The organism is Vreelandella titanicae (assembly GCF_014697095.1).
Taxonomy (GTDB): Bacteria; Pseudomonadota; Gammaproteobacteria; order Pseudomonadales; family Halomonadaceae; genus Vreelandella; species Vreelandella titanicae.
The window spans coordinates 3,829,733-3,842,449 of record NZ_CP059082.1 but is presented as its reverse complement, the minus strand read 5'-3'; the positions used below and the strand labels follow the sequence as shown (position 1 = coordinate 3,842,449).

Annotated in this window: 10 protein-coding genes; 4 read left to right on the top strand and 6 right to left on the bottom strand. The window is 53.7% G+C overall.

Features of this window, described 5'->3' with window-relative positions:
* Positions 1-10: 10 nt before the first annotated feature.
* The 6 genes from rsxA to HZS52_RS17775 form a co-directional block, all read right to left on the bottom strand.
* Positions 11-592 (bottom strand): electron transport complex subunit RsxA, encoded by a 582-nt coding sequence (rsxA, locus tag HZS52_RS17800; protein ID WP_007114112.1) that lies wholly within the window; start codon positions 590-592, stop codon positions 11-13.
* Positions 589-2,046: a sensor domain-containing diguanylate cyclase gene (locus tag HZS52_RS17795; RefSeq protein ID WP_223827957.1), complete on the bottom strand. Its 1,458-nt coding sequence runs from the start codon at positions 2,044-2,046 to the stop codon at positions 589-591. The genes rsxA and HZS52_RS17795 overlap by 4 nt, the downstream gene beginning before the upstream one ends.
* A gap of 240 nt (positions 2,047-2,286) precedes the next feature.
* Complete coding sequence (gene metG, locus HZS52_RS17790; protein WP_022523640.1) at positions 2,287-4,323, bottom strand: methionine--tRNA ligase; 2,037 nt, start codon at positions 4,321-4,323, stop codon at positions 2,287-2,289.
* Between the two features lie 104 nt (positions 4,324-4,427).
* Entirely contained in the window at positions 4,428-4,709 is a 282-nt protein-coding gene (locus HZS52_RS17785; protein ID WP_022523639.1) for a hypothetical protein, read from the bottom strand.
* A 127-nt stretch (positions 4,710-4,836) separates the two neighbouring features.
* Positions 4,837-6,018 carry a 1-acyl-sn-glycerol-3-phosphate acyltransferase gene (locus HZS52_RS17780; RefSeq protein WP_009286584.1) on the bottom strand — a complete coding sequence of 394 codons (1,182 nt, stop codon included), beginning with the start codon at positions 6,016-6,018 and terminating at the stop codon, positions 4,837-4,839.
* A gap of 93 nt (positions 6,019-6,111) precedes the next feature.
* Entirely contained in the window at positions 6,112-7,041 is a 930-nt protein-coding gene (locus HZS52_RS17775) for a recombination-associated protein RdgC (RefSeq protein ID WP_022523638.1), read from the bottom strand.
* A gap of 141 nt (positions 7,042-7,182) precedes the next feature.
* Here HZS52_RS17775 and HZS52_RS17770 point away from each other — a divergent pair, with 141 nt between their 5' ends.
* The 4 genes from HZS52_RS17770 to pheA all read left to right on the top strand — a co-directional run bounded on the left by HZS52_RS17770 (position 7,183) and on the right by pheA (position 12,714).
* Complete coding sequence (locus HZS52_RS17770; RefSeq protein WP_022523637.1) at positions 7,183-7,632, top strand: acyl-CoA thioesterase; 450 nt, start codon at positions 7,183-7,185, stop codon at positions 7,630-7,632.
* A gap of 152 nt (positions 7,633-7,784) precedes the next feature.
* Positions 7,785-10,529, top strand: coding sequence for a DNA gyrase subunit A (gene gyrA, locus HZS52_RS17765; RefSeq protein ID WP_190373271.1), 2,745 nt, complete (start codon positions 7,785-7,787; stop codon positions 10,527-10,529).
* On the top strand, positions 10,513-11,616 hold the full coding sequence (serC, locus tag HZS52_RS17760) for a 3-phosphoserine/phosphohydroxythreonine transaminase (RefSeq protein WP_190373270.1): 1,104 nt from the start codon (positions 10,513-10,515) through the stop codon (positions 11,614-11,616). The genes gyrA and serC overlap by 17 nt, the downstream gene beginning before the upstream one ends.
* A gap of 6 nt (positions 11,617-11,622) precedes the next feature.
* Positions 11,623-12,714: a prephenate dehydratase gene (gene pheA, locus HZS52_RS17755; protein ID WP_022523603.1), complete on the top strand. Its 1,092-nt coding sequence runs from the start codon at positions 11,623-11,625 to the stop codon at positions 12,712-12,714.
* Positions 12,715-12,717: the final 3 nt, after the last annotated feature.

The window sequence follows — 12,717 nt, the reverse complement described above, 5'->3', positions numbered from 1 at the left end:
CGCGCTGCCTTCATCCCTGCACCAACCCTGAAAACCCTAAAAATGCTAACGACATAAGGCTGGCGGTGACCATAGCAATCGCGGCGCCTTGGAAGGGTTTGGGAATATCCGCCCCCGCTAAACGTTCGCGCATCGCGGCAAACAGCACCAAAATAAGCGAGAAGCCCAGTGCTGCGCCCAATCCATAAAGGGTGGTGTGGAAAAAGCTTAATTCACGGTTTAACGACAGCAGGGCTACACCCAATACCGCGCAGTTGGTGGTGATCAGCGGCAGGAAAATGCCCAGCACCTGGTGCAGCAGCGGACTCAGTTGGCGCACCATGATTTCGGTAAACTGCACCACGGCGGCGATCACCACGATAAAACTAATAGTACGCAGGTAGGTTACATCCAGCGGCACAAGCAGGCCGTGATAAACCACGAAGCTAGCGGCCGATGCCAGAGTCAGCACAAAGGTAGTGGCCAGGGACATGCCCATGGCCGACTCCAGTTTATTAGAGACGCCCATAAACGGGCATAGGCCCAAGAACTGAACCAGTACGAAATTGTTGACCAGGGCAGTGCTGATCAAAATGATAAATAACTCACTCATGGCAGCGTATTGTGCGAAGAAAAGGCGGTGTTGGCCAGCGAAGGCGTATACACCTTGGCACTATGCCGCCCGTCTGCTTTGGCTGCGTAGAGCGCTTGGTCGGCGGCCGTCATTAATCCACTGGGCGTCATGGCGCCTTCTATATCTAACTGGCTAATGCCAATGCTAACGGTGACATATGGAGCCACAGGCGACACCTGATGGGGATGCCTTAATTGGTCTACGGCATGACTAAGCGCTTGGCTTTTCTCCATCGCCTGGGTGGCAGAAGTGGCGGGCAGCATGGCGCTGAACTCTTCGCCGCCTGTGCGCGCTATAAAAAAGCCATGGGCGGTGGCGACCTCATGCATCGTTTGCGCGACCCGTCGCAAACAAATATCCCCTTCAGGATGCCCATAATGATCGTTAAACAGCTTGAAATGGTCAATATCAATCATCATGACCGAGAGGGGCTGCCCAGTGGTCAGGGCATTATTGACCACCTCTTGTAGGCGCTGATCGAATAGACGGCGATTGGGCAAGCCAGTCAAGGGGTCATGGGTAGAAAGCTGGATTAGTTCGGCATTGAGTTGTTGCTGGCGCTTAAATTGCTTTTGAAAAGCGCGGGCAAGTATTCCTATTTCATCACCACGTTTCAATAAACTGCTCGACTCATCAATATCGCCGCTGATTTGCTGGGTGAAACTGGTTAGGATTTTGAGCGGCTTAAGAATAATGCGCTCTAACAGAAGCAGTACAAGGCCGATGACCAACAGCATTAAGCATGCTGTCCACAGCAGCACGTAGCGAAACGTTTCTAAGCTTGCAAGATAGCTGGTGCGTTTAAGCTGAGTACCTAGTGCTATTTGTTCATTGGATGGGTAGGTAGTTAAAAAGCGCTGCGCGAAAATCGTATTGCCCGTAATGTTAATGGCAATATCGTTATCTTCCTTGTCATTAACCACGGAAAGCATCGTTGGAAGCCCCGTATAGCGCTCTATTGTGCTAAGCCAATCAGCGTCCATAGGGCGTACTTTAAACAGCCAGCCTTGAGGCGGCCCACTTTCGTCAGTACGGAAAATGGGATTGGAGGCCACGATTAATGGCGGGGAGCCTGCATACAGGGCACTTTTTCTTTGCAGAGGATCTTCTTTAATTGAGGCTTGCATAGTATGCACCAAGCCAGCCATCCATCGGCATTCTCTCTCTACGCTACGGCAGGTGTGGTACTGGCCATTAGCCGGATTGATGCCAGCTAAAAAGTGTACCTCGCCCTCTGCGTTGAAAAAGGCCATGAGTTGGTAATGCATCTCTTCAAACATCTGTTGGCTAAAGTTGGTATCGGGGTAACCCGGGTAGTTACCCTGAACAAACTCGTAGGTGTCGTCCCAAATTGCCCAGTCTCGCGCTTGGGCCAGTAAAGTTTCGTGGCTAACATTTAGTCCAGCCTCTATTTTCTCTAACTCTTTTGTCACTACCGCACGTTCTTCCTTGTGTAGGGCCGGAAATATTACCCATTTACTCAATATTACCAAGGAGATAAGCGCGAGGAGTAAAACCCCACTGAGAGCTGCAAGGAAGCGAAAGCGCAAAGATCGAGAGAAGCGTTGAACCATAGAGCGAACCTGAACAAAGCGATAATGGTATGTGATAACTGCAAAAATAAGGGGGCAAAGACGGTTAGCCTCTGCCCCCATAATCACATAATTGGAGTATTACGTTACTCGCTGTCCCGGTTCGGCGCCCGCATCGGGAGAGAGCAGGTAGATGCCGTCTTCATTGGCAGAGGCTAACACCATGCCTTCCGATACGCCAAAGCGCATTTTGCGCGGTGCCAAATTAGCGACCATGACCGTTAAGCGGCCTTCCAGGGCTTCCGGGGCGTAGGCGGAGCGAATGCCGGAGAAGACGTTGCGGGTTTCGCCACCCAGGTCGAGGGTCAATTGCAGCAGTTTGTCGGCGCCTTCTACGTATTCGGCTTTGGCAATACGCGCAATGCGCAGGTCGACTTTGGCAAAGGCGGCAAAGTCGATTTCCTCAGCGATAGGCTCTTCCGCCAACGGGCCTTTGGGCGCTTCTTTCAATTTTTGCTCTTCCACGAGATCTTCCTTCGACGCTTCAATCATGGCATCGATTTTATCGCGTTCAACGCGTGTCATCAGCGGTTTGAATTTATTGATTGGGTGATCAGTGAGTACGCTTTGACGAGTGTGCCAGTCCAGCGACTCAACGTTAAGAAAAACACGGGCCTCTTCAGCCATGGCGGGTACCACAGGAGCCAAATAAACCATCAACTGGCGGAACAGATTAATGCCTACCGAGCATATCTCAAGCACCTCTGTGTCACGGCCATCCTGCTTGGCCAGCGCCCAGGGTTCTTTATCAGCAATATAGGTGTTGGCTTCATCCGCCAGTTCCATAATTTTGCGCATAGCCCGGCTAAATTCCCGGGCTTCAAAGTCTTCGGCAATATCATCACCGGCGGCAATAAAGCGGGCGACCATCTGTGGCTCAGCGCAGTGGCTTGAGAGGCTGCCACTGCCGAGCTTTTTAACAAAACCGGCGCAGCGGCTGGCAATGTTGACCACCTTGCCGACTAAATCTGAATTTACCCGCGCGGCAAAATCGTCCAAATTCAGATCCAGGTCATCAACTTTGGAAGTAAGCTTGGCGGCAAAGTAGTAGCGCAGGTATTCCGGGTTGAGATGGTCGGCGTAGGTGGCGGCTTTAATAAAGGTGCCGCGGGATTTCGACATCTTGGCGCCGTCTACCGTCAGGAAACCGTGGCAGTTGACGGCGGTGGGGGTGCGCAGATCCGCGCCATGCAGCATGGCGGGCCAGAAGAGCGCGTGGAAGTAGACGATATCTTTGCCGATAAAGTGATATACCTCGGCATCAGAGCCTTTGTTCCAGTAGCTGTCGAAGTCGATACCTTCGCGGTCACACAAGTTCTTGAAGCTGGCCAAATAGCCAATTGGCGCATCCAGCCAGACATAAAAGTATTTGCCCGGGGCATCGGGAATTTCGAAGCCGAAGTAGGGCGCATCCCGGGAAATATCCCACTCGTTAAAGCCAGACTCAAACCACTCCATCAGCTTATTGCGGATTTGCGGCTGCACATGGCCGTCGTCAATCCAGCCCTGCAGGAAGTCGGCAAAGTCAGGCAGTTTAAAGAAGTAGTGGGTCGATGTACGTACTTCGGGCGTTGCGCCTGAAATGGCTGAAACGGGGTTGATCAAGTCGGCGGGAGTATAGGTAGCGCCGCACTTTTCGCAGTTATCGCCATACTGGTCTTCAGCGCCACATTTAGGGCAGGTGCCTTTAATAAAACGGTCAGCCAGAAACAGGCCTTTCTGGGGGTCAAACATCTGCTCGATATCACGGGTGGCAATATGGCCTTTATCCCGTAAGCGCTTATAAATCATTTCGCTGAAGTGGCGGTTTTCAGCGGAGTGGGTCGAGTGGTAATTGTCGAACCCAACGCCAAAACGGGCAAAGTCTGTTTGGTGATCGTTGGAAACCCGCTCAATCAGGGCTTCAGAGGTAATACCTTCCTGCTCGGCACGCAGCATAATGGCGGTGCCATGGGCGTCATCGGCACATACGTAGTAGCACTGCTGGCCACGGCTTTTCTGGAAACGTACCCAGATATCAGTCTGGATATACTCAAGTAAGTGACCGAGGTGAATGGCTCCGTTGGCGTAAGGGAGCGCGCTAGTCACCAAAATGTTGCGCGTGGCGGTAGTAGACATGGTGAAGGTTAATTCCGAGTGAATAAGGGTGCCGGTCAGGCGATAGTAAAAAAGACGGCGAAGTCGCTAAACGCTTCGCCGATACCGTTACGTCCTAGCAACGATTAATAAAGCGCTTGCTCTTCTTGAACGACTTCACGCAGCAGTTCTAAAAAGAGCTTATCAGCCTCAGAGTGTTCAGCCGGATCTTCCGGTATATGCACGCTGGTGGTATCGGAAATTTCGTTGGCAATCCGCGCCATCACCGCAGGGCTATTGCCTTCGGTCAGTTGTTCTCTGGCAATCGCCAGTGATTGCTCAAGGATCTTTGGATCTTGCAGCAGCTTACGAATAAAGCCACGTAGCTCGTTGATGATACGTGTTTTCTGAATTTCTGAACCGGACATGGGGGTCTCCTTAGGATCGCAATTGACGACAGCGCCATGCGAAACCAATCAATGCATCGACCATAGCATTTTTTCCGCCAACGGGCATGAATTGCCCGTTATTAAAATGGCAGCTTAAAACGCTGATTTAGAGCGTCAGTCGCCCTGCCTTGTGTTTAACAGGGTTCGCGTACTGGGCAAGCCAGTAGGGGCGCAGAGGCTCCGGCACTTCGGCAAGCCGGGCATTAAAGCGTTCACGGTCTTGTCGAGTGATGGCTTTGCGTGCCACCAGCTCCGGTGCTTCGCCCAGCGCCTCTAAAGCCAAATAGTGACTGGGGAACAGTCGATAGCCACCAATCACCTGGCGGTCAATCTCAGCAGCGACTTCGTCGGGCGTGGCCATATCAGAACCTACCGGTGTGCCAAAGTGCAGCCGTACACGCCCTTTGGAGCCGGTAATGCCGGCTACAATGGAGCGAATATCTTCAAACTCACTTTTAGCGTAGCTACCCAGTGTGTCGATATCGTGCAGCTCCTGGGCTTTTTGGACATCGCAGGGGTCGTATTCATAGCTAATCGATACCGGCACCAGCTTTAACTCAGCAATTGCCTCGCCAAATACCATGTCTCGTTCTGCGGCTCGCCTGGCCATGATCAACATTTTGATAATGGCGGGTTCAGTGTGATCGATGCCGTTCTTGGCCCGCCCTTCCCGCTGTGCCATCCAGATTGAGTGCTGGTCTTCGGTAATGGTATGGCGAATATAAGCGGAAAGTTGCTGGTATGCTGCCAGCATAGCCCGCTTACCTCGGGCGCTGCGTGGCACGATAAAGCTTTTATTAAGCCGCATTAGATCTGTGACATAGGGCTTTTTAAGCAGATTGTCACCGATCGCGATACGCACGGTGTCGCGGTTTGCTTGATACAGCGCATAGTTGACGAACGCGGGATCCAGCGAGATATCGCGGTGGTTACCTATGAACAGGTAAGCGCCGTTGGCGTCGAGTTTGTCGAGGCCGGTAACTTCAAAGGCATCCGTGGTGGTGCGAATCATGCGCTCCATGTAATGGGCAATACGCATTTGAAACTCATAAACCGTCGTTACGTCTTTGACTTCACGACGTACGGCACGGCTGGCAAAAACACGCGCCAGGGATGGTGCCCAGCGCGCCATGCGCGGCAGCCGAAAGCGGGTCAGTGCATCCAGCAGCTCGTTGTCCCGTGAGAGTCTGGCCAGCACATCGGCCACTTCATGATCCATAAAGGGCCGAATATCGGCCCACGGGTCTGTCTCGGTAGAGGCGTTGGTAGCGTTGTTGTGATGAGTCATGCGAACCGTTGGATGATAAATAGTAAATATCGATTAATAACATCGAGGCGAAAAGACGACTTCGGATAACAGTCTTGAATGACTATAGAGCCCTTACTGCGTCGCGGGTTCCCGCTGTGTCTCGCCGCCAAGCCACTCTATCAAGCGTGGAATATCGGTAGATAGCGCCTGCGCCATTAGAATAAAGTCTGTTTCCAGACGGGCAAGCGCGTCGTCTCCGTCGTCAGCGTGATCGGCTTCTTCAATCAAGGCATCGCCAAAGCGCAACGATTTCAGCGCCAAATCATCGTGTAACACACAACTTAGCCGTCCTTCCAGGCTAATCGCGAGTTTACTGGCTTGGCGGCCGGTCTCAAGCAGTTGCTGAATTTCATCGCTGTCTAAATCGACCTGACGAGCGCGCAGTACACCGTCATCACCTTTAGCTTTGAGTTCAACCTGGTCACCAAGCTGAAGATCGGCCGGGCGACTGGCCGCGTCACCTAGCCAAGTGGTCATGGCGCGAATAGGCAGCGTCTGTGAACTCAGTGGGGTGACTTTTAGGCTGCCCAGGGTTTCGCGAAGCAAATCCAGAATATCTTCGGCGCGGGTGCGTGAACTGGCATTGATGCCTATCATCTGGCCGCGAATGTCCCACCAAAGATCAATTTTCTGACTACGCACAAAAGCGCGGGGCAATAAATTCTCGGTTACCTGCTCTTTTAACGCGGTCTTCTCTTTGCGGGTCACTTTGCGGCCTTCGCTGGCCTCAATATCCGCCACCTGCTCATCGACTTCCTCTTTTACAACAGAGGCGGGCAGTAGGCGCTCTTGACGCAGCGCTGAAAGCAGCCGATGTGATTGAATTTCGTGAACAAGCTGCCCTGCGCCCAAACGTCCAGCAGGTGCAGTCCAGCCCAGGCGGCGTGCGTCGGCGTTGCCGAGTGGTTTGGCGGCATGCTCTTGTAAAGCGCTAGCGAGCTCATCGCTGGATAATTCGGGCGCGTCGTGCAGGCGGTATAAATGCAAGTGCTTAAACCACATGGAGCCAATCCTGTTTAAAAGGTGGCACATTATGGCGAAAGCGGGGCATTCCTACCAGCGGCTGTCACCAATCGTCTCTGTTGCACGTGTTTCAAACTTGTGTTTGATTGAATCGTTGCCAATCACTATAGAGGAGTCGATATGAGTGCATCGCTGTCGCGAGTTCATTTACGCGTTAGAGGCTATCATCTGGATGGCTATGGGCATGTCAATAACGCTCGCTATCTTGAGTTTATGGAAGAAGGGCGCTGGGACTTCTTTGATCAACACCCAGAGATGATCAAAGAGCTCCATCAGGCCGGGCGGGCATTCGTCGTCGTCAATTTGAACATTGATTATCTGGCCGCTGCCCGCCAAGGGGATGATTTGGAAGTGATGACCGGGATCATCGACGTTGGTGAGCGCAGCGGGCTTTGCCACCATCGTATTGTTCGTAAAAACGGTGGGCGTAAGGATGGCACCGTCATCGCCCGTGCGGATTTAACCTTCGTGCTACTCGATATGCGCGCCAATAAGGCCGCTGCAATCGAGGGCGAGGTGCGTGAAGCGTTGGCTGCATTAACCTTGGGGAAAGAGGCATTTAGCGTCTAAACGGCTTTGGTGAGCTCCCTGGCTGCCCTTGCTGCTTTTGCGGTGGTATGATGTCGCAGTATTTGCGCGCCGCTCTATGGTAATTTCAGAGCGGTGTTTACCAGCGCTTTCAACTCTCGCAGTGCCAATGCAGTGCAAAGGATCTGACTTTCATGGGTGACATCGCCAGAGAAATCTTGCCCGTCAATATTGAAGACGAGCTTAAACAGTCGTATCTCGACTATGCGATGAGCGTCATTATCGGCCGCGCGCTTCCAGATGTGCGGGATGGCCTTAAACCGGTTCACCGGCGTGTGCTGTTTGCCATGCATGAACTGGGTAATGATTGGAATAAACCGTACAAGAAGTCGGCGCGTGTCGTCGGCGATGTCATCGGTAAATACCATCCGCACGGTGATAGCGCGGTATACGACACTATCGTACGTATGGCGCAGCACTTCTCGATGCGCCATGTCCTGGTCGACGGTCAGGGCAACTTCGGTTCTATTGATGGGGATAACGCGGCCGCCATGCGTTATACCGAGGTGCGTATGTCGCGCCTTGCCCACGAACTGCTTGCTGACCTTGAGAAAGATACCGTCGATTGGGTGGATAACTACGACGGTACCGAGCGTATCCCCGCCGTATTACCCACCAAGGTACCCAACCTGCTAATCAACGGCTCGTCGGGTATCGCGGTAGGTATGGCAACCAATATTCCACCGCACAACATGCGTGAAGTGATTGACGGCTGTTTGGCCCTCATCGACGACTACACGCTGTCGGTGGATGACTTGATGGAGTATATCCCCGGTCCTGACTTCCCCACCGGCGCGATTATTAATGGTCGCGCGGGCATTTTGTCGGCGTACCGTACAGGCCGTGGGCGTATTTATGTGCGTGCTTGCCACACCATTGAGCACCACGACAAAACCGGTCGCGACCACATCATCATCACCGAGCTGCCTTATCAGGTGAATAAGGCGCGGTTGATCGAGAAGATCGCCGAGCTGGTGAAAGAGAAGAAGATTGAAGGCATCGCCGAACTGCGCGATGAGTCGGATAAAGATGGTCTGCGCGTGGTGATTGAAATCAAGCGCGGTGAGTCCGGCGAAGTAGTGGTCAATAACCTGTTTGCTCAAACGCAGCTGCAAAACGTGTTCGGGATTAACATGGTGGCGCTGGAAAATGGCCAGCCACGCACGCTCAATCTTAAAGAGATGCTGGAAGCCTTTATTCGTCACCGGCGCGAAGTGGTTACCCGGCGCACGCTGTATGAGCTGAAAAAAGCCCGTGAGCGTGGGCATCTGTTGGAAGGCTTGGCCGTCGCTATCTCGAATATCGATGAAGTGATTGAGCTGATCAAAGCCTCACCCAACGCGGCTGAAGCGCGTGAAAAGCTGCTCGCCAAGACTTGGCAGCCCGGTCAGGTGACCGCCATGTTAGAGCGGGCCGGGGCTACTTCTTGCAAGCCAGAAGAGCTGGAAGAGGGTTTTGGTTTAAATGCCGCGGCCACCTCTTATCGGCTCTCGCCTGCCCAGGCGCAGGCGATTCTGGAACTGCGCCTGCACCGCTTGACGGGTCTTGAGACCGAGAAGCTGCTTGATGAATACCTCAGTATTCTTGAGAAAATTGCCGAGTTAACCGAGATTCTGGCCTCTGCTGACCGCTTGATGGAAGTGATCCGCGAAGAGCTGCGGGCGGTGCGTGACCAGTTTGGCGATGACCGTCGCACTGAAATTCAGGCGAGTCACCTCGATTTGTCAATGGAAGACTTGATCGCCGAAGAGGACATGGTGGTAACCGTGTCGCGTTCAGGCTATGCCAAGACGCAGCCGCTGTCGGATTATCAGGCTCAGCGCCGTGGTGGCCGCGGTAAGTCCGCGACGGCCATGAAAGACGAAGACGTGATAGAGCACCTGCTGGTGGCTTCTACTCATGACACCGTGCTGCTGTTCTCAAATCGCGGCAAAGTGTACTGGCTGAAAGTGTACGAAATGCCCAACGCCAGCCGCGGCTCGCGGGGTAAGCCGCTGGTGAACATGCTGCCGCTGGAAGAGGGTGAGGCGGTCAACGCCATCTTGCCAGTGCGCGACTACAACCCTGATAACTACATCTTCTTTGCCACGGCCAAAGGCACCGTTAAGCGGACTAGTCTTGAGCAGTTCTCGCGCCCACGCAGCGTTGGCCTGATTGCGATTGACCTTGAAGAGGGTGACCGTTTAGTAGGTGCGGCGATCACCACGGGTAATGATCATGCCATGCTGCTGTCGTCTACCGGCAAAGCGATTCGCTTTGAAGAGGGCAATGCACGCGCCATGGGGCGTACTGCCCGCGGCGTGCGTGGTATGCGTCTGTCAGGCGACGCGGAAGTCATTAGCCTGATCATTCCTAAAAGCCAGCAGATCGACGCCGAAGCGGATGCCGAAGGGGAAACGCAAGACAGCGCCCAAGAGAGCACTGCAGCCGAAACCGCCGATGGTCAAATCTACATTATGACCGCCAGTGAAAATGGCTACGGCAAGCGCACGCGCTTAGAAGAGTTCCCGCTGCGTGGTCGTGGTGGTCAGGGTGTCATCGCCATGCAAACCAGCGAGCGTAACGGTTCGCTCGTGGCAGCGATGCAGGTCTATGACAGCGATGAAATGATGCTGATCACCGACCGCGGCACGCTAGTGCGTACCCGTGTGGAAGAGGTCTCGACCACATCACGGAATACCCAGGGCGTGATGCTGATTCGTCTTGGCAAAGAGGAGAAGCTGGTCAAGACGGTGCGCGTTGATGAACCGGAAGAGAGCGACGAGCTAAGCGCTCTTGAAGGAGCGGGTGACCCTGAAGAAAGCAGCCTTGAAGACGCACAGGCGAATAAAACATCCGATGATGCACAGGAAACGGGGACTGATGACACGTCACTATAATTTCTGCGCAGGGCCAGCGGCCCTGCCAGTGGCCGTGCTGGAGCGCGCCCGGGAAGAGTTGCTGGACTACCAGGGGCGCGGCCTTTCAGTAATGGAAATGAGCCACCGCAGCGATGAATTTATTGCCATTGCCGAGCGTGCCGAAGCCGACTTTCGTCATCTGTTGGGCGTGCCGGATAACTACCGCGTGCTGTTTCTACAGGGCGGGGCCAGCTTGCAGTTTGCCATGCTGCCGATGAACCTGTTGGGTCAAGGCGGTAGAGGCAATTTTATTCAGACCGGCATCTGGGGCAAGAAGGCGCTCAATGAGGCCAAGCACCTTGGTTTTGATTGCCATGTGGTTGCCAGCAGTGAGTCCAACGGTCATACGGCGGTACCCGCACAAGACGAACTGCGGGTGAGCGCAGATGCTGCCTATTTGCACTACACCTCTAACGAGACAATTGGTGGCTTGGAATTTGATTATACGCCGCATATTCAGCGTTCCGATGGTGCTCACGTGCCGCTGGTCTGCGATATGTCGTCGAACATTCTGTCTGGGCCCATCGACGTTAGCGAATTTGGCGTTATCTACGCTGGGGCACAGAAAAATATTGGCCCCGCCGGGTTAACGCTGGTGGTGGTGCGTGACGACCTGCTAGGTAAAGCTAGGGCCAATATACCTTCGCTATTTGATTATCAAATGCTGGCGGACGCTGGTTCGATGGTCAATACGCCCCCCACTTACGCTTGGTATTTAGCCGGGCTGGTGTTTCAGTGGCTGAAGGACGATATTGGCGGATTGGCGGCGATGGACGCTATCAATCAGCGTAAGGCAGATAAACTTTACGCAGCGATTGATGCCAGCGAGCTTTATAGCAATCCAATTGCTAAAGCCAACCGTTCGCGCATGAACGTGCCCTTTGTACTGGCCGATTCGGCACTGGATAAAGCGTTTTTACAGCAGGCCGATGCGGCGGGGCTGCTTAATTTGAAAGGTCATCGCAGCGTGGGCGGTATGCGTGCCAGCCTTTACAACGCGGTGCCTGAGTCTGCGGTAGATGCCCTAATTGCATTTATGGCCGATTTTGAAAAAACAAGGGGCTAAATCACCATGTCCGACACGTCGATCAATCTGGATGAGTTGCGCCAGCGTATCGATCAGCTCGATAGCGATATTCTGAACCTGATCAGTGAACGCGCCAGCTGTGCCCAGCAGGTGGCCCATGTCAAGCTAGCTGAAGATAAAGATGCGGTGTTTTATCGCCCTGAGCGAGAGGCGCAGGTGCTTCGGCGCATTATGGCGTTGAATAAGGGGCCGCTCGATTCAGAAGAGATGGCGCGGCTGTTTCGCGAAATCATGTCGGCGTGTTTGGCGCTTGAGCAGCCGGTAAAAGTTGCTTACTTAGGCCCTGAAGGTACCTTTACGCAACAGGCGGCGCTCAAGCACTTTGGTGAAAGCGCTGTTAGCCTGCCCATGGCAGCCATCGACGAGGTATTTCGTGAAGTAGAGGCGGGGGCCGCACACTACGGCGTCGTGCCGGTGGAAAACTCCACCGAAGGGGTGGTTAATCACACCCTGGACACCTTTATGGATTCCTCGATTAAAATTTGTGGCGAAGTAGTACTGCGTATTCACCACCATTTGCTGGTCAGTGAAACGACGCGCCGCGATAAGGTCTCGCGTATTTACTCGCACCCGCAGTCGTTTGCCCAGTGCCGTAAATGGCTGGATGCTCACTATCCCCATGCGGAGCGCGTGCCGGTTTCCTCTAATGCGGAAGCGGCCAAGTTAGTCAAAACCGAGTGGCATAGTGCGGCGATTGCAGGTGATATGGCGGCCAAGCTTTATGGGCTTGAGCACATTGCCGAAAAAATTGAAGACAGCCCGGATAACTCCACGCGGTTTTTGATTATTGGCAACCAGGATGTGCCCATGGCAGGAGAGGATAAAACCTCTATTGTGGTTGCCATGCGCAACCAGCCGGGGACGCTGCATGCGCTGCTGGAGCCTTTTCATCGCCACCAAATTGATTTAACGCGCCTTGAAACGCGTCCTTCGCGTACCGGTGTGTGGAACTACGTCTTTTTTATCGACTTTAAAGGCCATCGTGATGAGCCTGAGGTCGCGGCAGTGCTTGAAGAGGTGCAGCTACGAGCGGCAGAACTACGCGTGCTGGGCTCTTACCCCATAGGCGTGCTGTGACGT

Bases quoted from the DNA above. Each gene is read 5' to 3' on its own strand.
- rsxA (WP_007114112.1), bottom strand. From the start codon at position 592: ATGAGTGAGTTATTTATCATTTTGATCAGCACTGCCCTGGTCAACAAT.
- metG (WP_022523640.1), bottom strand. From the start codon at position 4,323: ATGTCTACTACCGCCACGCGCAACATTTTGGTGACTAGCGCGCTCCCT.
- HZS52_RS17785 (WP_022523639.1), bottom strand. From the start codon at position 4,709: ATGTCCGGTTCAGAAATTCAGAAAACACGTATCATCAACGAGCTACGT.
- HZS52_RS17780 (WP_009286584.1), bottom strand. From the start codon at position 6,018: ATGACTCATCACAACAACGCTACCAACGCCTCTACCGAGACAGACCCG.
- HZS52_RS17775 (WP_022523638.1), bottom strand. From the start codon at position 7,041: ATGTGGTTTAAGCACTTGCATTTATACCGCCTGCACGACGCGCCCGAA.
- HZS52_RS17770 (WP_022523637.1), top strand. From the start codon at position 7,183: ATGAGTGCATCGCTGTCGCGAGTTCATTTACGCGTTAGAGGCTATCAT.
- gyrA (WP_190373271.1), top strand. From the start codon at position 7,785: ATGGGTGACATCGCCAGAGAAATCTTGCCCGTCAATATTGAAGACGAG.
- serC (WP_190373270.1), top strand. From the start codon at position 10,513: ATGACACGTCACTATAATTTCTGCGCAGGGCCAGCGGCCCTGCCAGTG.
- pheA (WP_022523603.1), top strand. From the start codon at position 11,623: ATGTCCGACACGTCGATCAATCTGGATGAGTTGCGCCAGCGTATCGAT.